We start from the raw sequence: 20,948 nt of genomic DNA on the forward strand, positions 1-20,948 counted from the left end.
CGTGTGTTCTTCGGCAGGTCAGCTCTTCAGCAGGGCGGTGACGCGGGCGGCTGCCTCGGGGATGGGGACGGTGTCGGTCCGGCCGGTGGCGCGGGTCTTGATCTCCACGGTTCCGGACTTCAGGCCGCGTTTGCCGACGGTGACGCGGTAGGGGATGCCGATCAGCTCGGTGTCGGCGAACTTGGCGCCGGGACGCTCGTCCCGGTCGTCCAGGATCGTCTCCACGCCGGCGGCGGCAAGGGCGGTGTAGATCTGCTCGGCGGCCGCGGTGACCTGGTCGTCGCGGGGGTCCAGCAGGGTGACCGCGACGTCGAACGGGGCGATGCCGGCCGGCCAGCGGAGGCCGGAGTCGTCGTGGCCGGTCTCGGCGATCGCGGCGATGGCCCGTTCGACGCCGATGCTGTAGCGGCCCATGAGCGGGGTGATCTCGGTGCCGTCGGGGCCCAGCACCCGGGCGCCCAGGGCCTCGGTGCAGCGGCGGCCGGGCTTGCGCAGGTGGGCGACCTCGATGGCGGGGGTGGTCTCCAGGGCTTGCCCGCAGGAGGGGCAGGGTTCGCCGGCGCGGGCCCGGCGCAGGTCGGCCCAGGCGGTGACGGCGATGTCGCGGGCGATGTCCACGCCGCGCACGTGGACGCCGTCGGTGTTGGCGCCGGTGGTCATGTCGCGCCGGCCGCGCAGCGCCTCGTCGGCCAGGATCGGCAGGTCGCTGCCGGGCGGCAGGGTGGCGGTGACCGCGCCGAGACTGCCGGGGTGGGCGCCCAGGGTCTGGAAGATCTCCTCGGGGTCGGCGGGGCGGACGGCGGCGGCGCCGGTGGCGTCGGCCAGTTTCCGTTCCGCCAGGGCGTGGTCGCCGCGCAGCAGCACCAGGGTGAGGCGGCCGTCCACCCGGTAGACCAGGGTCTTGATCTGCCGGTCGGCGGGGACGCCGTGCCGGGCGGTCAGCTCCTCGATCGTCTTGGCGTGCGGGGTGTCGAAGCGTTCGGGTTTCTCCGGGCCGGGGCCGTCGGTCACCGGGGCGAGCCGGGAGGCGGCCGTCTCGGCGTCGGCGGCGTACCCGCAGGCCGGGCAGCGCACCACCGCGTCATCGCCGGCTTCGGAAGGGCACAGGAACTCCAGTGAGCCGCCGGGGCCCTGGGCTTCGATGACGGGGAGGCCCAGCCGCTGGAAGATCCGCCGGTAGGCCTCGCGGTGCGCCTGGAACGAGCCCTCCAGCGCGGCCTCGTCGGCGTCCAGGCTGTAGGCGTCCTTGAGGGTGAACTCGCGGAGCCCGAGCAGGCCGGAGCGGGGGCGCGCCTCGTCGCGGAAGGCGGTCTGGAACTGGTACCACAGCTGCGGCAGCCGCCGATAGGAGCCGAGTTCGGTGGCCAGGGAGGCGACGACCTCCTCGTGGGTCGTCCCCAGCGCCGCCTCGGCGCCCTTGCGGTCGGTCAGGCGGAACGTCTCCTCGCCTGAGGCGTCCCACCGGCCGTTGCGCCGCCACAGCTCGGCCGGTTGCAGGGCGGGCAGGAGGACTTCCTGCGCGCCGATCCGGTCCATCTCCTGCCGGATCACCTCGATGATCTTCGAACGGACGCGGGCGGCGGGCGGCAGCAGCGAGTAGTGGCCCGCCGCGAGCCGCCGGATGAACCCGGCGCGCACCAGCAGCCGGTGGCCGGCCGTCTCGGCGTCGGCCGGGTCCTGTCGCAGTGTCGGCGCATAGAACCGGGACCAGCGCATGCAGGACGCCCCTATGACCTCGCTCGACGATCGCTGAGGAGAGGAAGTCTAGGCGTCCTGCGCCTGGGGCCGGGCTCGGTGCACCAGGGCGTCGGCTTGCATGCGGATCTGGTCCGCGCCTTCGATGACGCTCTCGAGCGCCCGCTTCCACCCTTCGTAGATGACGCCGTCGGTGAGGACCGGGGCGCTGCTGATCAGCCGGTCGAGCCGGCGTCTTCCCTCTGATACGTCGTGGCCGCGCTGCTGCGCGAGGTCCAGGGCGCCCCTGGCCGCGTCCACGTGCTGCATGGCCCGCACCCGCAGCGAGTCGCAGTCCGACAGCCTTTGGAACACCGTCGCGGTCAGACCGCTTATCGACGCCGCGAGAGAGTTCATCGCCGCCGCCAGCTCGTCGAACCTTGCGGCCATTCCCCAAAGCGTCTGCGTGCACTCCTTGCGCAGGTGCTTTTCCCGTGAGGCGGCGATGATGGGGACGTCTTCCGCCAATCTGGCGTATACGTCCATCAGTTCTTGAGAGGTGTCCTTCACGGGGGTGAACTCCCGTGTGAAGTCGTTCACGATCTTCTCACGGTAGGCGGCGGGAAATCTGTGGAGTTGCGGCAATCCCGCCAGTTCGCGAAGCCGCTCGTCCGCGGTGCGCAAGGCGGTGTCGAGCTTGCGGAACGCGTCCGCCGCCACGGCTGCCGCCTCTGCCATCTCCTTGTTCCGGCGGCCGAACATTGACCCCTCCCCCGGCAGGAATCAAGAGCTGGTCCATGATGGATGATCTTGCCTTGAAAGGTCAATGAGTATTTTTCAACACATGCCCCACGGGAGTGCATGAAACCACGCTCAAGGCATGACGGGAGGCGACCAACATACCAATGAAGCGGAAGCGCGGGAGACCAAAAACATCCAATAGTGCTTCCGATAATTACAAACGGACACACCGCAACAAACGCGCCAGATGTGCCGAGAATCCCACGTGTCGTCCTCGCGGCGCCCCTTGAAGGTCCTCAGCAGACCGGCTGGTGCTACTGAGCGTCCCTTCGCGAGGTCTTCTCGGTGACCGAGGTCACCGAAAGGTGAGGACGTTCAGGATCTGACACAGAACGCTGACAAGAGCGCAAACGGGAGGGAATCCAACGCCGGTGGCGCCCGCCGGAGAAGCGGTCACGCCCGAGGGCGGCCCGGGCACGCTCTCCGCGCGTTGGGACGTCCTCAAGAAGGCACTCCCAGCGGCCTATGCCGTCGAAAACCCAAGTGCCGGCGAGGCCGCGAACGACATGAGGACCAGCGATGCGCTATGCCGGTGTCGTCCCGCCGTGCCGCCCCTCTGGAAGGAGACGGCACGGCGAGGCACAAGCGACAAGTGGCACCGGGACCGGGCGTTCCCGGCGTCTCAGGTCAGGGTGTTTGCGGGCACCGCGTCGCCCACCGATGCGACGGTAGCGCCTGTGACCTGCGGAAACAGCGGGCCGAAAAGGTTCCTTCCAGCGCTTTGGGAAAACCCGCCAGGCCTTTTCAGCACCTCGCCCGCCGGTCCGCACAACGGGCGCGATGCCGGTCACGGAACCATCGGGAGCGCGCGGTCACAGACCGCCGTGTCAGTGAACGGAAAGAAGGGGAGCCGAAAAAGGCTCACTTGGCCGGGGCCAGGCAGAGCACATAGCCCGAGCCGCCGCGCTCGCCCTTCCAGAAGGCGCTGCGGGCCTCGGGGAAGGGCTTGCAGATGGTGGCGGAAGAGGTGTGGAACTCAAACTGGCTCTTGTCCTCCACCTTTCCGACCACCTTGTAGGTGACCTCCGGGTCGGTGCACTCCACCACTCGCAGCGCCTCGCTGCTGTTGCCGGCGACGCAGTCGCCCACGGCGGCGTAGTCGGGACTGCCCTTCTGCAGGAAATAACCGGCGGCGATGAGCCCCAGCACGATCACGGCCAGCGCGATGAGACCGACCGAGCGCTTCTTACGACGCGGCCGGGCCTGCTGCGGCGAGGGCGGCGCGGCCACCGGCTGCTGCGGCCGGCCGGGGTACGGCTGGGGGGCGGCATACGGCTGGGACGGCGATCCGGGCTGCTGCGGGAAAGGCTCGCCCTGCGGCTGGTTGTACATCATCGTTCCCTGTGAGTGATTTCAGCGATGGGTGAATCGCTCGTTACCGGCAAAGGCCTGTTGCCGCATGGGCGCCGAAACGAATACCACCTGAGAAGCACGGGCTCAGCAGGGTGTGCGGCCGCGGGGCACTCCTCCGGTTCGGGAAAGTGAACCGGACGCACCGGCGGCTTCGAACACCTTGCGGGGGGGCGTGGAAACCGTCCGAGCGGCGGCAAGGCGCGGCCCGCGCACCGGCCCTGGGGCGGGGCGGGCGCGTCCATCACGACAACCGACTCGTTCATCACCACTCATGACTCATGGAAAAGCATTCGGGTTCAATGAGCGGCCCGGGGAAAGGTGTTCATGTTCAAATCGTTACATTGGCGCCGTGGGCGGGCGGGGTCGCCGCAGCCCTCCGGCGCTCCCCGCAGGACAAGCGCTCACGTGCGAAAACTCGCCTCCGGGGCGGTCTTTTCAGACCGTCGGGGGCTGGGCGCTGATGTCGGACAGCACGGAGTGGGCGTCGCGTTCGATGGCCATGTCGCCCAGGGAGATCACCCCGACGGGCCTGCCGTGGTCGATCACCGGGACGCGGCGGACGGCGTGCTCGCGCATGATCCGCACCGCCGCATCGGCGTCGTCGGCCGCCGAGACGGTGAACACCCGGCGGCTGCAGACCTCCCCGACGGTGGTGGTGGCCATGTCGCGTCCGGCCGCCACCGCGCGGACCACGATGTCGCGGTCGGTCAGCAGCCCGCGCAACTGGTCGTCCTCGGTGACCAGCACATCACCGATGCCGTGCCGGCGCATCTGCGCCGCGGCCTCCATCAGGGAGCAGTGGGGAGGCACCGTGACCGGCGCCGGGGTCATGACCTCGCTGGCCCGCCGCGCCATCGGACCCTCCTTGAGTCGGCGTCGTCGCGTTCCGCCTACCCGACAGAGGAGGATGTATGTCCCTGATGTCTGGTTCCTGGGGGGTGTTCGTCCCGGCGGGCCAGGAGGCGCGCACCGTGGCCGACTCGGGCGGCGCGCATGAGGATGCGTGAGCGAATGGCGGCGGCTCATACGGTGGGTGGCCGTCCGAGTCGAAAGCCAGGCGGGACGTTCCTCCCCGCGCGGTGATCGCTCTCGCGTTCGTCTACACGGTGGGATGAATGCGGCACACGGCGAGGGCGCAATACCCCGGCAACGCCCTTGCTCCTGCCGTGCCGGGGACCACACCGGCGCGTCCTTCCCGCCGCTGGAGGAACCCGAGGCCTGCTTCTTCTATGCGGCCGGCCTCAGCCGTCACCCGCTTCGAGGTCCTCTGCGCAGGTATGGACGCCACCCGCGTCCCCAAGCGCACCGTCCGGCTCCGATGCGGACGGCTGCCGGTCGCCACCGGCGGAGACGGGCAGGTCCGTTCTGCCGAAGGCGGCACCGCACGGTCAGACGGTCCCGGCGGGCAGTTGCGGGGGCAGGCCGAAGACCGCGAACAGGGCGGTGTCGAGGAAGTTGGCGACATGGCTGACGCGATCACCGGTAAGGGTGAGGACCTGCAGGTTGAACGGGCGGTATGCGCCGTCGGCCCGGTCGCGCAGGTACTGGGCCAAGGCGGGCTGGCCGTTGGCGGCCACCGGGACGATCCGCAGGCCGCCGGGGCCCGCCGGGCAGCGGTGGGCCAGATGGTGGCCGATGGCGGCAGGGCCGCGGTACCAGGCGGGGAACGGCGGCATCTCCCATACGGCGTCGTCGGTGAGCAGCGCCACGATGGCGGGCACGTCCTTGGCCTCGAACGCCCTGACGTAGCGGTCGAGCAGGTCGCGTTGCCCGGCGGTCAGCGGCCCGGCCGTCCCGTCCCGGCCGGGCGCCGCCCGCCGCAGCCGGGCGCGGGCCCGCTGCAGCATGCTGTTGACGGCGGCGGTGCTCACCCCGACCGTCTCGGCGACCTCGGCGGCCCGCCAGCCCAGCACCTCCCGCAGGAGCAGCACGGCCCGCTGGCGGGGCGGCAGGTGCTGCAGCGCGGCCACGAACGCCAGCCGGATGCTCTCCCGTGAGACGACGACGGCGGCCGGATCGGCGTCATCGGCTCCCACCAGCTCGTCCGGGACCGGCTCCAGCCAGGGCACCTCGGGCCGTTCCACCAGGTCGCCGGCGGGGTCGGCGCTGGGGGCGCCCAGCCCGGCCGGCATCGGGCGGCGGGCCCGGCTCTCCAGGGCGGTCAGGCAGGCCCGGGTGGCGATGCGATACAGCCAGGTCCGCAGCGCGGAGCGGCCCTCGAAGCGGTCGTAGGCCCGCCAGGCGCGCAGGTAGGTCTCCTGGACCAGGTCTTCGGCGTCGTGGACGGAGCCGAGCATCCGGTAGCAGTGCGCCATCAGCTCACGCCGGAACGGATCGGCCAGCCGCGCGAACTCCTCGACGCCCGGCCGGTCCCGCGTCGCCGTCATGTCCTCCTCCACCTGCCTCGCGGCGACTGTAATCACCGGCACCGACAAAGCAGGGAGCCCGGCGCGGGGTGTGGAGATCTTCCAATGGGGCCGCTGCTGCCGGACGGCCCGTCCCGGCCAAGCCGGTGCTGCTCATCGCGCTGTCGGCGGTGGTGGCCTGCGGCTTCTTCTGGGCGGCCCGCCGCCGGCCGCCGCTTGTGCCGCGCGGGCCGCAGAACGTGGGCGAGGTGGTCTGCCCGTTCGTCCGCGACCGGATCGCCTGGCCGATGCCGGGCCGCCGGCCGGTGGATGCCCTTTCTGCTGCCGCTGTTCTGCCGTGTTTGAACCCGATGGGCACGGTGCCGCAGCATCCCGTCGCCTCGGGCTTTGCGGTGCCTCTGGTGCCGGCCGCGTTCGAGAGGTTCGTGCAGGCGCTGCAGGCCCGCATCTTCACGCCGCCGGCCGCCTCGTACATCAAGCGCCGGCTCTACTGAGCCTTTTATTCGCAGGTCGCTGTGAGGACGCCGCAGCCAGGGGCGATGGGATCGGCTCTCGTCCACGTCGCCGTGGGCCGGGTGGGGAAAGGGCTCACCGGGCCGGTCAGCCGATCACAGGGAGTCGATGGCCTCCAGCAGGGCCTGGCGGGTCTTGGGGCCGAAGCCGCGGACGCCGTCGAGGCGGCCCTGTCTGATGGCCTCCGCCAGGGCCTGCGGGGAGTCGACGCCCAGTTCGGTGTGCAGCTGCAGGGCCCGTTTGGGTCCCAGGCCGGGGACGGCCAGCAGGTTGCGGGCGCCGGCGGGGATCTTGCGGCGCAGTTCCTCCAGCTGCCGGAAGGTGCCCCGCTGCAGGGCCTCGGTGACCTTCTTGGCGATGGCCTCCCCCACGTCGGGCAGGGTGCGCACATCGATCCGGGTGAGGTCTCCGGGGTAGGAGGCGATCGATTCGGCGGCCTTCTTGTAACTGCGCACCCGGATGCCGTCCCCGCCGTTCATCGCGAACAGGTCGGCGTACTCCAGCAGCAGCGCCGCCACCTCGGCGTTGGTCCGGCCCATGGGGCCACCCTACCGGCGGGCACCGACAGAAGACCGGCGCCGTAGCGTTGTGACGGCGACCATCTCAAGAGGGCCATAACTGAAGGCGGTCACACCGGCTTCCGCACCGCGAAACATATAACAATGTGATCACGCACAATGTTATTTGTGCGCCATTACTTTTGAGCAGAGCGCCGCACAATCTCCATGGCCACCCCCATCAAAGGGCCTTACTTTCAGGTCGATTGCCGTGTTAGTCCTGGGAGCCCGAGGTGATCGCCTCATCTCGTGACCCTGTCACCGGGAGGTCCGCCAATGGATAACCCCGCCCCCGGCACCGGCGATTCACCCCTGGCGGCGATCTCCGCCGAACTGGCCGCGCCGCTGCGGCCGTACCTGGAGGCCGCGGCCGAGGAGATGGTCCTGGAGATCCAGGGGATGGTGCCCGAGTACGCCCGTCCGCTGGACAGCAAGTACGGCCGGCGGATGAGGTGGACCGTACGGGAGACGATCCGGCACTTCATCGACGCCATCGGCCGGCCCGATTTCGACTGGTCGGAGCTGGCCGGCATCTACGCCCGGATCGGCGCGCACGAGGCCCGCAGCGGACGGAACCTGGACGGGCTGCAAACGGCGATCCGGGTCAGCGGGCAGGTCGCCTGCCGCCGTTTCATCAAAGACGCCCAGCGGCTGAACTGGTCGCTGCAGCTGCTCGGCCAGATCACCGAATCGCTGTTCGTGTTCCTGGAACGGCTGGCCGGGGCCGCCGCCCAGGGCTACGCCGCCGCCCAGGAGCAGGTGGTCACCGAGCGGGAACGATCCCGCTGGCGGCTGCGCGACCTGCTGGTGGCCGACCCCCCGGCCAGCCGGGAGGCCATCGCCGAACTGGCCCGCTCGGCCCACTGGGACCTGCCCCGCACCCTGGCCCTGGTGGCGGTGCGCCCGCCGCTGGGCCAGCCCCCGCCGGTCATGCCGCCGTCGATCCTGGCCGACTGGCACGGCTCCTCCCCTTACCTGGTGGTGCCCGACCCCGACGGCCCCGCCCAGGAGCGGCTGATCACCTCGCTGGTGCGCGACTGCGCCGCCGCCATCGGCCCGACCGTGCCGCTCACCCGGGGCGCGCTGTCCCTGCGCTGGGCACGGCACGCCCTGGAGCTGGTGGAGCGCGGCGTCATCCCGGAAAAGGGGCCGGTCCGCTGCCTGGACCACATCCCCACCCTGGTCACCGCCATGAGCGAGGAGATCATCGAGGTCGCCTTGGCCGAGCGGCTGGCCCCGCTGATGGAGCTGCCGCCGCACCGCCGCGAACCGCTGGTCCGCACCCTGCTGACCTACATGGAGAACCGCGACAACGCGGTCGCGGCGGCCGAGCGGCTGCTGGTCCACGAGCAGACCGTCCGCTACCGGATCCGCAGGCTGGAGGAGATGCTCGGGGACGCCCTGACCGACCCCGACCGCCGGCTGGAGATGCTGCTGTTGCTGCACACCTGGGTGCACTTCGGCCGCGAGCCCGCCGCAGAGGAGCCGCCCGCGCCGCGGCCTCTTTCAGTGCGTTTCGCGTAGGGAGCGCACCAGCCGCAGCGGGTCGGCCCGCACGCCGAAGCGCTGCCGCAGCGCCCGGGAGGCGGCGTGCAGCCCGCACATGCCGTGCACGCCCGGGCCCGGCGGGGTGGACGACGAGCACAGGTACACCCCGGGCAGCGGCGTGCGGTAGGGGTCCCAGCGGGGGACGGGACGCATGAGCATCTGCCAGGCCGTCATGGCACCGCCCGCGATGTCACCGCCGACGTGGTTGGGGTTGCCGGCGGCCAGCTCGGCGGCCGGCACCGCGCGCCGCGCCACGATCAGGTCGCGGAAGCCGGGGGCGAACCGCTCCACCTGGGCGATCACCGCTTCGGAGACGTCCCGGGACGAGCCCTGCGGCACGTGCGCGTACGTCCACAGCACATGGTGCCCTTGGGGGGCGCGGCCGTCGTCCACCACGCATGGCTGGACGGCCAGCACGTAGGGGCGGGCGGCGTGCCGCCCGGCGGCGACCCGTCGTTCGGCGGCGGACGCCTCCACTTCGTCGCCGATCAGGTGCAGGGTGCCGGCCAGGTCGCAGCCGGGCGCCGTCCAGGGCACCGGGCCCGACAGGGCGAAGTCCACCTTGCAGGCCGCTCCCCCGTGGCGGAAGCGCCGCAGGGCGCGCGCATACCCCTCCGGCAGCAGGTCACCGGCCATCTCCAGCAGCCCGGCGGGGGTCACATCCAGCAGGATCGCGCGGGCGCGGGGCAGTTCGGCCAGCGAGCGGACCCGGTGCCCGGTGATGATCCGGCCGCCGCGCGCCCGCAGCGCCCGCACCATGGCCGCGGTGATCGCGGCGCTGCCGCCGCGCGGCAGGGGCCAGCCGACCGCGTGCGCCAGCGCCCCCAGCAGCAGCCCGGCGCCCGCCGAGGCCGGGCGGTGCAGGGGCGCGATGGCGTGGGCGCCGAGACCGGCCAGCATGGCGGGGGCGACCCGGCCGCGGAAGCGGAACCGCCACAGCGGGGTGCCCTGCTCGGCCAGCCGCACCGCCAAGCGGGCCGCGCCGGCCGGGTCGCCGGGCGGATGCCGCAGGTCGGACATGGCCGCGCCGACGACCCCCCGCCACCGCTCCACCAGCGGTCCCAGCAGCCGGCGCCAGGCGGCCCCGTCGGCGCCCAGGCCCTCGGCCGTCCGCTCCAGATCGGTCCAGGCCAGCCCGGCGTGCCCGCCGTCCAGGGGGTGCGCGTAGGCGACCTGGGGGTGCAGCCATTCCACCCCGTGCCTCTCCAGGTCGAAGGCGCGAAAGAACGGGGACGCCAGCCCCATCGGGTGCACCGCCGAGCACACATCGTGCTTGAAGCCCGGAAGCGTCAGCTCCTCGGTGCGCATCCCGCCGCCGGGGGTGCCGGACGCCTCGTACACCTCCACCTCCAGCCCCGCCGCCGCCAGCACCAGCGCCGCCGCCAGCCCGTTGGGCCCCGAACCCACCACCACGGCATCGACCTGCACCCGCCCATCTTGACGCGGGCACGCCGATGAGTCCGTTTTCAGATGGGCGGGGCATCGCCTCGGGCCTGCCTTGTTCCGGGCAAGGTTTCGGCGTCCAGTCGGCTCGTCCGGCTTCGCGGGGAGTCTCCGGTCCGCAATGGCCGGACGCCTTCTGCCGGTGAATCTTTCAGCACGCCGTTTCCGCGGGTCGCGACGGGAACGTCAGGGGCGGTGTCGCGGCTTGGAAGGCCGCGACACCGAACACCCCTCGGGCTCCCGTCCCCCACGTCATTGGGCTATGTGCTGTGAAAGGTTCCGCGTGCCCTTTCAGCACGTGGTGTTGAGGTGCCGGGACGGTGCCCGGCGGTATCCGAGGTCAGGACGTCGCAGGTCACGGCTCTGTCCCGCCCGTGGGAAAGCCCCTATTCGGGGAACGCGGGCATCTCGTCGATCCCGTTCTCGTCGGCCTCTTTGATGCGCTCCGGAGTCCAGTACTCCTCAGCCGGCTGGTCTTCGTCGTTCGTCTTCTCGACGACGCCGAACGGGCCGCTCACCGAGTCATCGCCTCCCGGCTGCGACATCGCGGTGATTCCGACGGCCACCGTCACCGCCAGCATCACCGAGGCGGCCATGGCGCTGCGTCGTCTCGCCAAGTGATCCTCCTGAAAGCAGGGTCGGCGTCACCTTTACGATATGCCTCTCCCCACTCCCCTAGGCGATAGCCGGGTGATGGACGAGTCCGCGCGCCTTTTCCGTGGGCTCGATGAACCCATTGGAATCCAGCCGTTCCAAAACGTGCACCGCCGGTGAGAGCGCCCTGAAAAAGCGGGATTGAACAGCGCAAAGAGGCGTTGCGCCCCGCTTTCGCGAACCGGGGTGGGCTCTGTGGCGCACGGCCGCCGGGAAACACGACGCGAACAAGCCCCGGCTCGTCCGGCCGTTGTCCCCTCGCACGCCGGGAAGCCCCGGGCGGTGGCATGCGGCTTGGCGCTCCCCATCGCGGCACCGGGCCGCATCCGCCCGGGCGTGCGCGGACATGCGATGGCGGCCGCCGCCGGGCGGCGGCCGCCATCGCCGCGGACCGGTCCCTCCCGCCGGCGCGTCCTCGGCGGGAAGGACCGGTGCCCGCCGCGCCCGTCCGGCAGGCCATTTCCGTGTGCGCTCGGGGACCGGGGGAGCGCACACGGAAGGGACGGATGGCCTACGCGAAGGCGCCGGCGGACCATGGCCCGATCGCCTCATCGAGACGGAGCACCGGTCCCGCACGAGACCCGCCGGGCTTCAACGGCGCCGCACGTCCCCTCTGGGGCCGGCGCCGAAGCGCCGCATCGCTGTACGAGCGGCCGGTACCGGGACCGCCATCACGGCCCGGGTCGATCGTGCTCTCATACGGACTCGGTCCTCCGGAGCAGGGGGTGGAACTCAGTGTGACCAGCTCCGGCATTCATGGCTTCATAGCCGTCCTCATTGTTCGGCGTCGCCTTTTAGCGGCGGGCTGCCAAGCCCCCGCAGACTTCGGGGAACGAGATCCGGTGAACCTTTCCCAACACGTGGCCTTGAGACACCGGAGACGGGGCACCGGCGGCGTCCGAGACCATGACATTGCGGGTCACAGCACTGCCCCTGGCTTCGAGACCCCGCGGTCCCCACCTGCGGGAACGGGGCGTTGAGAAAGGTTCAGTGGCCGGCGCCGGACAGGTTGAGGCCGACGACGCCGGACAGCACCAGGGCGATCGAGACGATCTTGAGGGGGGAGGCGCTCTCGCCCAGGGCCACGATGCCCAGCACGGCGGTGCCGACGGCGCCGATGCCCGTCCAGACCGCGTACGCGGTGCCGACCTCCAGGCTCTTGAGCGCCAGTGCCAGCAGGGCGAAGCTGAGCACGGCGAAGACGATGAAGCAGGCACTGGCCAGGGGGCGGGAGAAGCCGTCGCTGAGCTTGAGCGAGTAGGCCATGGCGACCTCGAACAATCCGGCCGCGATGATCATCAACCAGGCCATGCCCCGATCCCCCTCCAGCGAAGGCCCCGTCCGCACGGGTCGTGCCCATCGGATAAGTACACCAGGCGGTCACTTTTGTGACGATTCACCCCGGTAGCATCGCCGGAACGCCCTCAGCAGCGGATACCCGCCGACCCCGGCGGGACGCCGAGCGGGGCGGGGAGCGGGAGTGACACCTTGCGGCACAAGTCGATGATCCTGGTGCTCGCGGCGATCCTGGTGGCGGCGGCGGGCTGCTCCACCGAGAAGACCGCGTTGCGGCAGATCCAGCCCGGCGCCACCGTCTACATCGACGGCTGGGACCAAGACGGCGACCGAGGGGATCAGGCCCTGGTCGAGCAGAAGCCCTCCGGCATGTGGGTCGTCCCCGTCGACGCGCCCTTCCGGACCCGCCGGGTCGGCGAGTTCACCGTCCGGATCACCTTGGACCCCCGGCGCGGCTTCGTCATCACGGATCTGGGCGGCGTGAAGGTGGGCCGTGACCGCGACGACTGCCTCGAGGTGGGCGAGACCTATGTCTTCCTCGACGTCCCCGAAAGCTCCCTGAGCTGGGAGGCGCAGGTCGCAGGCGACGGCGCCGCCGACGACGACTGCCACGTGACCGGCACCGGCTGAAAAAGCGCGCGGCGGCCGCGGTCAGGGGACGAGCGGGCGGACCTGCTCGGCGACGAAGCGGACGAAGCCCTCGGGGTCGGGTTCGTCGGCGGTGGGCTGCAGGACCACCGTATCGGCCCCGGCCTGCGCCAGGCGGACGACGGCCGCGGCGACGGTCTCGGCGTCCCCGGCGGCTCCCAGGTCGGCGGTGGGGGCGTCGCCCCAGCCCCGCAGCTCGGCCTCCAGGCGGGAGCGGGCGTCCGGGCCGGTCGCGGCGTGGAAGTAGACCACCAGGCGGTGCGGGTCGGTGCGGCCGGCCTCCGCGCGTCCCTCCTCGATCAGGCGGCGGGCCCGCCGCACGGCGTCGGGGGCGGTGCCCGCGGTGAGGATGGTGCCGTCGGCGGCCCGGCCGCTCAGCCGCAGCGTGCGCGGCCCGCTCGCCCCGGCCGGCACGGGGGGCGCGGCGGGCGGCGGCCAGTCGAGGGCGACGTCGTCGAGGCGGACGTAGCGGCCCTGCACGGTGACCCGCTCTCCGCGCAGCAGGGCCCGCAGCGCCGTCAGGTACTCCTCCAGCAGCGTCAGCGGCGAGTCCACCCGCGCGCCGACCTGGGCCATCCAGTCCTGGACGCCGTGACCGACGCCGACGATGGCCCGTTGCGGGAACAACCGGTGCAAGGTGGCCGCCTCCATCGCGGTCAGCGCGACGTTGCGCAGCGGCACCGGCAGCAGGCCGATGCCCACGCGCAGCCGGCGCGTCCAGGCCAGGGCGGCCGCGGCGGAGGCGATGCCGCTTTCCAGGAAGCAGTCCTCCCACAGCCACAGCTCCTCCAGCCCCGCCTCGTCGGCCGCGCAGGCCACATCGCGCAACCGCTCGGGAGGCAGCTGGGGGCGGAACACCACACCGAGAGCGGTCATGCGGGCTTTCTCCTTTCTCAAGAAGCGGTGCTCAAGTCGCAGCCCGTCCATGCTCCCCCGCCCGGGCGGCGCCCGCCACGGTGCTTTGGCCTGCACTGATGAGAGGGACGATGCGGAGGGGAACCGTCACCTGGGGTGACCCGTTGACGCAGTACCCGATGATTCGAGGAGGAGCACCATGAGTGTCAGCCTTTCCAAGGGCGGCAACGTCTCGCTCAGCAAGCAGGCGCCGGGCCTGACCGCGATCACGGTCGGGCTGGGCTGGGACGTGCGGACCACCACCGGCGCCGACTTCGACCTGGACGCCAGCGCGCTGCTGGTGGACGCCTCCGGCAAGGTCCTGTCCGACCAGCACTTCGTCTTCTTCAACAACCTGCGCAGCCCGGAGGGATCGGTCGAGCACACCGGCGACAACCTCACCGGCGAGGGCGAGGGCGACGACGAGCAGATCAAGGTCGATCTGACCGCGGTCCCGCCCGAGGCCGCCCGGATCGTCTTCCCGGTCTCCATCTACGACGCCGACAGCCGCGGCCAGACCTTCGGGCAGGTCCGCAACGCCTTCATCCGCGTGGTCAACCAGGCCGACGGCACCGAGATCGCCCGCTACGACCTCACCGAGGACGCCTCCACCGAGACCGCCATGATCTTCGGCGAGCTGTACCGGCACGGCAGCGAGTGGAAGTTCCGCGCGGTCGGCCAGGGGTACGCCTCGGGGCTGGCGGGCATCGCCAGGGACTACGGCGTCAACGTCTGAGCGCCGGGAGGCGGGGGTCAGGGCTTGCGGCCGACGCCGCACAGTTCGGAGGCCACGGGGAGAAGCCCGTCGCCACGGGTGTCCGGACGCCAGTCGGAAGTGGTGACCACGCCGGGTTCCAGCAGCTCCAGGCCGTCGAAGAAGCGGATCAGGCGGGCACGGTCACGGGCCACGACCCGGGTGCCGCCGCACTGCCTGAAGCGCAGGATCGCCTTGCTCATGGTCTCGCCGCGCGTGTCCAAAGTGGGGTGCACGATCACCAAGTAGCTGCCCGAGGGGACGCTCTCCACCAGGTAGCGCACGATCCAGCCGGCCTCGGTCTCATCGGGGATGTGGCCGAGAACGCCCAGCAGCATCAACGCCACCGGCCGGGTCAGGTCGAGGGTCTCGGCCGCGTGCTTGAGGATGTGCTCGGGCCGGCGCAGATCGCCCTCCAGGTAGCTGACGGCGCCCTGCGGGGTGCTGGTCAGCAGCGACCGGGCATGTGCCACCACCAGCGGGTCGTTGTCGGCGTAGACGACCCGGGACTCGGGGGCGAGGCGCTGGGCCACCTGGTGGGTGTTGCCTCCGGTGGGCAGACCGGAGCCGATGTCGAGGAACTGGCGGACGCCCCGCTCAAGGATCAGGTGCCGGACACAGCGGCCCAGGAATGCGCGGTAAGCGCGGACCGAGGCCGCGACGCCGGGGGCGATGCTCTCGACGGCCTCCGCCGCCGCCCGGTCGGCGGGGTAGTAGTCCCGGCCGCCCAGCCAGTAGTCGGCGACCCGCGCTGGATGCGGCCTGTCGATGCCGGGCTCCACCCGGCCGTCGCAGCTGCTCATCATGAGAGGCACCGCCCATCGTCCGTTACGCCGGCCACAACGACCGCAATCACCTATGTCACCATAGATCCGGAATTTGCCAAAGTCACCGACGAAGGGGGGAACAAGCCGTCGATAAGGCGGCAGGGACACCCTCAGACCGACGTTCTCCGCACTCAAAGCCGCCGAGGAGACGCATATCGGCTATCGAGAAGCCGACCGCCGCATGGACCCGCACCACGGCCCGGGACGACGGCCGCACCACGCCAAAAGCACGAAAATCAGCGCAGCAAAATTCTCCTTACAAAGAGAGCAGGCCACAAAAAGAGATGGCCGCTCTTCAGTTCAGCGCAAGATATCCATGCCGGCGGGCAAGGAGCGTCACTTCGTCCGGCGTTCTTTCCGGCCCCCTCCCCAAGCGGCGGACCGGGCGGCTGCCGCCTGCTGCCGCCTCCCTGCGCCCCGGCGGCCGGCTCGCTCAAACCCCCAGGTCAGCGGGCAGGCCACCGGTGCCGGTGAGCACGATCACCGGCACCGGAACCTTGATCGTTAAAGTGCGCCGTGTGATACTTCGGCTGAGCAGCGGCCGCTGCCCGTGGCCACCGGGTCTTTTCCGGCACGCGGTCTCAAGGCGCCGAAAGCCTCGCCGTGGTGCGATTTCGCACCCGTGCAGGCGGCGGCATCGCCTTGGGAAACGGCGTGCCGAAAAAGTCCCCGATAACGGCCTGCGGCAACCGTCCCGGCGTGGCAAGGCCCTTCGACGCAGGAGGCCCACATGGCAGTACGCGCAGCGCAGCCGTCCCCCTTCGATGTGACGGCGACCGGCCCGGGAGCCGAAGCCGCGGCCAGGATCTGCACGGTGGCCGGGAAATTGCAGCGGCGCATGCGGGGATGGGCCGTGGAGTTTCCCGCCCCCTACGACCCCCGCTCGTTCGATCCGGGGCTGTACAGCATGCTCGCGCTGGCCGCCGCCTTCAGCGACCCGCACCGCACCGTGGACCAGCTGCAGCCGGCGGGCCGGATGAGCCTGTGGGTGCTGGGCCTGGGCCGGCGCGTCGCGCACCTGGCTTCTGAGCCGGAGCTGTGGCGGCTCATCGAGCACTATGAGGCGGTGGCGGACGGGGCCTCCCCCGACCCCGACGACGACCTGTCCCGTTTCCTGGCCGTGATCCACCGGGAGCTGGCGGCGCTGCCCGCCCATCCGGTGCTGTACGACGCCTGGCAGGAGGAGCTGCGGCGGACGCTGCGGGCTCTGGCCCGCTCCTGGACGACCGCCCGCGCCGGGCGGCGGCCCTCCTTCGAGGAGTACCTGCGCGACGCCGACGGCTTCGGGCTGGCCCTCACCTTCGCCGCGCACCGCATCGCCACCGGCGACAGCGGCCCCGCCGAGGACCTGGCGGACGCCGCCCGGGCGGTGCAGCGGGCGGTGCGGCTGTCGGCCGACCTGGGCGCGGCCGGACGCGGGCTGGATCCGGGCGAGCCGAACGCGCTCACCTTGGGCCTGCCCCGCCCGGCGGTGGAGCTGCGGCTCGCCGAGGCCACCGGGCAGGCCAGGACGCTGCTGGCCGCCGCCCGCGCCAGGCACCGGGAGCAGGCCGACTACATGGAACGCCACATGGACTTTTACGCCGGGTTCTTCGGCACCGCGCCGCCGCGCCGCTGAACGCCCCGGCGTTCAGGTGGCCACCGGTGCGATGCGCGCCCGCTGCGCGTGCTGCACCAAGGTGATCAGCACTTCCTTGCAGGAGTCCAGCTTGCGCGCGTCGCACAGCATCACCGGCACCTCTTCGGCGAGGTTCAGCGCCATGCGCACCTCCTCCAGCTCGTAGCGGCGGGCGCCGTCGAAGCAGTTGACCGCCACGATGAACGGGGTGCCGCGCCGCTCGAAGTAGTCCACCGACGGGAAGCAGTCGGCCAGGCGCCGGGTGTCGGCCAGCACCACCGCGCCGAGCGCCCCCAGCGACAGCTCGTCCCACATGAACCAGAAGCGCTCCTGACCCGGCGTGCCGAACAGGTAGAGCACCAGGTCCTTGCGCAGGGTGATGCGGCCGAAGTCCATCGCCACCGTGGTGGAGGCCTTGGCCTCCACACCGGCCAGATCATCGACCCCGATGCTGCGGTCGGTGAGGATCTCCTCGGTGCGCAGCGGGACGGTCTCGGAGACCGTGCCGACCATGGTGGTCTTGCCGACGCCGAACCCACCGGCGATGACGATCTTGACCGCGGTGGGCAGCTTGGGCACCGGGCGTGCCGCCCTGTCCTGCTCAGAGGGCGCGGAGTCCAACGATGATCTCCTTGTACAGATCGATGCGGCGCAGGTTGTCCGCCTCGGGTTCCTGGACCTGGATGTGCCCCCGCTCCAGCAGATCGCCGAGCAGGACGCGGACCACGCTGATCGGCAGGCCCGCGCCCGCGGCGGGCGATGCGGAGAACTCACCGGCCGGCTCGGCGCCGCGCCCGAACTGGGCGGCCAGCTCGGCCACCGACCTGGGTTCCTGGCACAGCCGCAGGATCTCCAGGTGCTCGGGGGAAAGCTCGCGATGCTCCTCCGGGGAGGGCTCCGACGTCGCCACCACCTGGGTGATCACGTCGAAGCTGCCCTGGCCCGGCTGGACGCGCCCACGCGTGAGCACATAGGGGCGCACCATCGGTTCGGCGGGATCGTGCCCGTGCCGTTGTCCCGTCATGATCGTTCCCCTTCCACCGCGGCCCGGGGCGGAGAGGTCAAAAAGTTACTAACTTTAGTGACCAGCAGTGCCATCTCGTAGGCGATGAGGCCCACATCGGTGGCCCGGTCGGAACCCTGGTCGGCCAGCACCGCCAGGCATGCTCCCGGTCCCGCCACGGTGACCAGCAGGAAGGCCGTCTCCATCTCGATGATGGACTGGCGGACCTTCCCATGGCCGAAGCGCTCACCGACCCCCCGGGCCAGGCTCTGCACGCCGGCCGCCACCGCGGCCAGGTGCTCGCCGTCGTCTTTGGCGAAGGCGCTGTCAGAGGCCATCAGCAGGCCGTCGGCCGACAGCACGATCGCATGCCTGGCGCCGTCCACTCTTTTGACCAGATCATCCAGCAGGAAGGTCAGATCTGTCGTGCCACTGTTGGGCATTGCAGTTCCTTATCGGGTCTCTGCCCTGGCGCGGTTGGGGCTGCTCGGTTCAGGCGGGGAGATCAGGCCGAAGACGCACCGTCGTCGCCGGGCCCGGCCTGCGGGGAGCGCTGCCGGGCCTCGGCCCGGCCGCGCAGGGTGCCTTGCTGGAAGGCCCCCACGATCCTGCGGATCTCCTCCGGGCTGCGGCCCCGCTCCTCCTCCTGCGGCGCGGCGGAGGAGACCAGCGGGGCGTCGGTACGCAGCTGCTCGACCAGATGCTCCTGCGGCTGCCGGATCGGCAGACCTCCGGGAGTGGTTGGCAGGGACATGGCAGAAGGCACCACCGTTTCTGCCGGCCGGGGAGCGTCGCCGGCGGGTTCGGGAACAGGGGACGCGTCAGAGGGCCGCCGAGCCTCCTCCCGGTGCGGGGCGGGCGCGGCGGAAGGGACCGGCTGCCGGGGATCTGCCACCTCCGGCTGCGGACCGGTCCTGCTGGGCAGGCCGCCCACCGGGGCCGGGACGACCGCGTGGCCGCCGGTGGCGTGGCCGGAGGGCGTGGGCAGCACCGTGACGGCGGCCCGGCGGTCCGGCTCGGCCGGGCCGCCGGTGCTCATCGCGGCGGCGCCGGCCGAGGCCACCACCGTCCGCACGTCCTCGCCGATCTGGTCGCCGATGAGGTCGTTGGGGATCAGCACGACGGCGGTGACGCCGCCGTAGGGGGAACGCTTGAGGCTGACGGAGATCTGGTAGCGGCGGGCCAGCCGGCCGACCACGAACAGGCCCAGCCGCTCGTCGGGCGCCAGGTCGAACTCCGGCGGGTCGGCGAGCATCTGGTTGGCCTCCTCCAGCTGCTCGCGCGTCATGCCCAGGCCCTTGTCCTCGATCTCGATGGCATAGCCGTTGGCGGCGGTCTGCCCGCTGACCACCACCTCGGTGCCGGGGCTGGAGAAGTTCAGGCCGTTTTCGATCAGCTCGGCCAGCAGCCGGGTGACGTCCACCACCGCCCGGCCGGCCAGGCGGGCGGCGTCGAAGCGCTGGAAGGCGACCCGCTCGTAGTCCTCCACCTCGCCGACCGCGGCGCGCACCACGTCGAAGATGGGCACCGGGTTCTTCCAGGAACGGGCCGGCTTCTCCCCGGCCATCAGCACCAGGTTCTCGGCGTTGCGCCGCATGCGGGTGGCCAGGTGGTCCAGCCGGAAGATCTCCTGGAGCTCCTCGCCCTCCAGGTCGCGGCGGCGCTCGATGCTGTCGATCAGCCGCAGCTGCCGGGTGACCAGGGCTTGGTTGCGGCGGGCCAGCGCCAGCAGGATCTTGCGGAAACCACTGCGCAGCTCGGCCTGCTGGACGGCGGTGGCGATGGCGGTCTCCTGCACCGCGTTGAACGCCTGACCCACCTGGCCGATCTGGTCGTCACCGAACCGCAGCGGCGGGGCCTCCACGGCCACGTCCACCTTCTCACCGTGTCCCAGCCGCTCGACCACGCTGGGCAGGCGCTGGTTGGCCAGCTCCCAGGCGGCGTCGCGGAGCCGCTCCAGCTGGCGCACCAGCTTGCGGGCGGTGGTGATCGACACCACGATCGAGGCGATGACCGCCAGCATGCCCAGGCCGCCGGCCAGCGACAGCCGCAAGATGACGCCGATCGCCATCGGCCGGGAGTGCTCGACGACCTCGTCACCGCCGGCCAGGACGATCTTGTCGATCTGCTCCAGCACCGGGTTGACCGCGCCGTCCCATTGGGCCTTGGTGACGGCGGGGCGCATCCCGGCGCGGGCGCGCTGGATGACCAGGTCCTCCACGGCGGTCAGCCGGGTGCCGACCTCACCGCGGGCCAGCCGCTCGTAGGCGGCCCGGGCCTGCTCCGGCATCCCTTCGGTGGCCTGGGAGAACAAGTACCGCTGGGTGTTGACCAGGCCGGTGAACTCGATGTGCTCGGTGTCGGTGAACTTCCCCTCGGCCAGCACACCCGACAGCAGCGCGTCCTCCCGGGCCAGGACCTCACGGGCCTGCAGCAGCGACACCAGGGCCAGACCCTCGCGGGCGATGCGCTTGTCGTCGATGACGTCGGAGTTGGCGGCGGTCAGCTTCAGCGCGGCGTCGATCGCGGCGCTGTAAGGGCGGGCCGCGTCGACCTGCTGGCTCCTGCGCTCGTCGATGTTCCGGCGCATGCCCTGCAACGAGTCCAGCAGCCTGGTGATCTCCGCGATGTGGGTGCGCTGGACGTCGCTGACCGCCCAGCCGCCCTTGCCGCTGGAGCTGCGAAAGCCGTTGATGGCCGCGTCGGTGCTCCTGCGCTGCTGCGTCAGCCTGTTCAGGTTGGCGCCGTCGGAGCGGCCCAGCCAGATCAGCGACAGCTTGCGCTCTTTTTGCAGCTCGGTGATGAGGGTCGCCGTCGGACGGCCGAGCGCCTGGTCCAGCTGGTTGACGGCCAGTAGGTTCAGTCCTTCACGGGCGGTCACCCAGGCCGCGAAGGCCCACAGCAGCGCCAGCGACACCAGCAGCGCGGTGATCTTGGATCTCAGGCTCCAGCGGGCAAGTCGTCGCAGCATGACTTCCTATCGCGGCCTATCTCATGGG

The 20,948-nt window shown here is 71.3% G+C and carries 20 protein-coding genes; 5 read left to right on the plus strand and 15 right to left on the minus strand.

What is annotated here, in order from left to right:
* Positions 1-18 precede the first annotated feature (18 nt).
* The 5 genes from TCUR_RS18630 to TCUR_RS18650 form a co-directional block, all read right to left on the minus strand.
* The gene (locus TCUR_RS18630) at positions 19-1,716 is read right to left on the minus strand and encodes a proline--tRNA ligase (RefSeq protein WP_012854101.1); all 1,698 of its coding nucleotides are present in this window, start codon (positions 1,714-1,716) and stop codon (positions 19-21) included.
* A 48-nt stretch (positions 1,717-1,764) separates the two neighbouring features.
* Positions 1,765-2,436: a hypothetical protein gene (locus TCUR_RS18635; RefSeq protein WP_012854102.1), complete on the minus strand. Its 672-nt coding sequence runs from the start codon at positions 2,434-2,436 to the stop codon at positions 1,765-1,767.
* 900 nt (positions 2,437-3,336) lie between these two features.
* Positions 3,337-3,810: an LppU/SCO3897 family protein gene (locus TCUR_RS18640; protein WP_012854103.1), complete on the minus strand. Its 474-nt coding sequence runs from the start codon at positions 3,808-3,810 to the stop codon at positions 3,337-3,339.
* 453 nt (positions 3,811-4,263) lie between these two features.
* Positions 4,264-4,683 (minus strand): CBS domain-containing protein, encoded by a 420-nt coding sequence (locus TCUR_RS18645; RefSeq protein WP_012854104.1) that lies wholly within the window; start codon positions 4,681-4,683, stop codon positions 4,264-4,266.
* 533 nt (positions 4,684-5,216) lie between these two features.
* Complete coding sequence (locus TCUR_RS18650; protein WP_281055013.1) at positions 5,217-6,227, minus strand: sigma-70 family RNA polymerase sigma factor; 1,011 nt, start codon at positions 6,225-6,227, stop codon at positions 5,217-5,219.
* 113 nt (positions 6,228-6,340) lie between these two features.
* On the opposite strand from TCUR_RS18650, the gene TCUR_RS18655 reads away from it, so the two are divergent.
* Complete coding sequence (locus TCUR_RS18655; RefSeq protein WP_052305552.1) at positions 6,341-6,688, plus strand: hypothetical protein; 348 nt, start codon at positions 6,341-6,343, stop codon at positions 6,686-6,688.
* Positions 6,689-6,802: 114 nt separating this feature from the next.
* Here the strand turns inward: TCUR_RS18655 and TCUR_RS18660 are convergent, their stop codons facing one another.
* Positions 6,803-7,246 carry a helix-hairpin-helix domain-containing protein gene (locus TCUR_RS18660; RefSeq protein ID WP_012854107.1) on the minus strand — a complete coding sequence of 148 codons (444 nt, stop codon included), beginning with the start codon at positions 7,244-7,246 and terminating at the stop codon, positions 6,803-6,805.
* A gap of 294 nt (positions 7,247-7,540) precedes the next feature.
* Here TCUR_RS18660 and TCUR_RS18665 point away from each other — a divergent pair, with 294 nt between their 5' ends.
* Positions 7,541-8,788: a PucR family transcriptional regulator gene (locus TCUR_RS18665; RefSeq protein ID WP_012854108.1), complete on the plus strand. Its 1,248-nt coding sequence runs from the start codon at positions 7,541-7,543 to the stop codon at positions 8,786-8,788.
* Here TCUR_RS18665 and TCUR_RS18670 read toward each other — a convergent pair.
* The 3 genes from TCUR_RS18670 to TCUR_RS18680 all read right to left on the minus strand — a co-directional run bounded on the left by TCUR_RS18670 (position 8,771) and on the right by TCUR_RS18680 (position 12,220).
* A complete protein-coding gene (locus tag TCUR_RS18670; RefSeq protein ID WP_217265425.1) occupies positions 8,771-10,240 on the minus strand; it encodes a phytoene desaturase family protein in 1,470 nt (489 codons plus the stop codon). The two genes, TCUR_RS18665 and TCUR_RS18670, sit on opposite strands and share 18 nt — an antisense overlap.
* Positions 10,241-10,641: 401 nt before the next feature.
* Positions 10,642-10,872 (minus strand): hypothetical protein, encoded by a 231-nt coding sequence (locus TCUR_RS18675; protein ID WP_012854110.1) that lies wholly within the window; start codon positions 10,870-10,872, stop codon positions 10,642-10,644.
* A gap of 1,024 nt (positions 10,873-11,896) precedes the next feature.
* The gene (locus TCUR_RS18680) at positions 11,897-12,220 is read right to left on the minus strand and encodes a DMT family transporter (RefSeq protein ID WP_012854111.1); all 324 of its coding nucleotides are present in this window, start codon (positions 12,218-12,220) and stop codon (positions 11,897-11,899) included.
* A 177-nt stretch (positions 12,221-12,397) separates the two neighbouring features.
* Between TCUR_RS18680 and TCUR_RS18685 the strand changes: the two genes are divergently transcribed.
* Positions 12,398-12,835, plus strand: coding sequence for a hypothetical protein (locus TCUR_RS18685; RefSeq protein ID WP_012854112.1), 438 nt, complete (start codon positions 12,398-12,400; stop codon positions 12,833-12,835).
* Between the two features lie 21 nt (positions 12,836-12,856).
* Here TCUR_RS18685 and TCUR_RS18690 read toward each other — a convergent pair whose 3' ends face one another.
* Positions 12,857-13,729: an LLM class flavin-dependent oxidoreductase gene (locus TCUR_RS18690; protein ID WP_012854113.1), complete on the minus strand. Its 873-nt coding sequence runs from the start codon at positions 13,727-13,729 to the stop codon at positions 12,857-12,859.
* Positions 13,730-13,907: 178 nt separating this feature from the next.
* Between TCUR_RS18690 and TCUR_RS18695 the strand changes: the two genes are divergently transcribed.
* A complete protein-coding gene (locus tag TCUR_RS18695) occupies positions 13,908-14,483 on the plus strand; it encodes a TerD family protein (RefSeq protein ID WP_012854114.1) in 576 nt (191 codons plus the stop codon).
* Between the two features lie 17 nt (positions 14,484-14,500).
* On the opposite strand, the gene TCUR_RS18700 is transcribed toward TCUR_RS18695, so the two are convergent.
* A complete protein-coding gene (locus TCUR_RS18700) occupies positions 14,501-15,307 on the minus strand; it encodes an SAM-dependent methyltransferase (RefSeq protein WP_012854115.1) in 807 nt (268 codons plus the stop codon).
* 751 nt (positions 15,308-16,058) lie between these two features.
* On the opposite strand from TCUR_RS18700, the gene TCUR_RS18705 reads away from it, so the two are divergent.
* Complete coding sequence (locus TCUR_RS18705) at positions 16,059-16,946, plus strand: terpene synthase family protein (RefSeq protein ID WP_012854116.1); 888 nt, start codon at positions 16,059-16,061, stop codon at positions 16,944-16,946.
* A 12-nt stretch (positions 16,947-16,958) separates the two neighbouring features.
* On the opposite strand, the gene TCUR_RS18710 is transcribed toward TCUR_RS18705, so the two are convergent.
* From TCUR_RS18710 to TCUR_RS18725, 4 genes are all read right to left on the minus strand, one after another.
* Entirely contained in the window at positions 16,959-17,567 is a 609-nt protein-coding gene (locus tag TCUR_RS18710) for a GTP-binding protein (RefSeq protein ID WP_012854117.1), read from the minus strand.
* The gene (locus TCUR_RS18715) at positions 17,548-17,970 is read right to left on the minus strand and encodes a DUF742 domain-containing protein (RefSeq protein ID WP_012854118.1); all 423 of its coding nucleotides are present in this window, start codon (positions 17,968-17,970) and stop codon (positions 17,548-17,550) included. Before TCUR_RS18715 ends, TCUR_RS18710 begins: the two co-directional genes overlap by 20 nt.
* Positions 17,967-18,392, minus strand: coding sequence for a roadblock/LC7 domain-containing protein (locus TCUR_RS18720; protein WP_012854119.1), 426 nt, complete (start codon positions 18,390-18,392; stop codon positions 17,967-17,969). Before TCUR_RS18720 ends, TCUR_RS18715 begins: the two co-directional genes overlap by 4 nt.
* Before the next feature lie 62 nt (positions 18,393-18,454).
* Positions 18,455-20,920 (minus strand): sensor histidine kinase, encoded by a 2,466-nt coding sequence (locus TCUR_RS18725; protein WP_012854120.1) that lies wholly within the window; start codon positions 20,918-20,920, stop codon positions 18,455-18,457.
* Between the last annotated feature and the right edge of the window lie 28 nt (positions 20,921-20,948).

Origin of the sequence: Thermomonospora curvata DSM 43183, from assembly GCF_000024385.1 — a bacterium.
GTDB lineage: Bacteria > Actinomycetota > Actinomycetes > Streptosporangiales > Streptosporangiaceae > Thermomonospora > Thermomonospora curvata.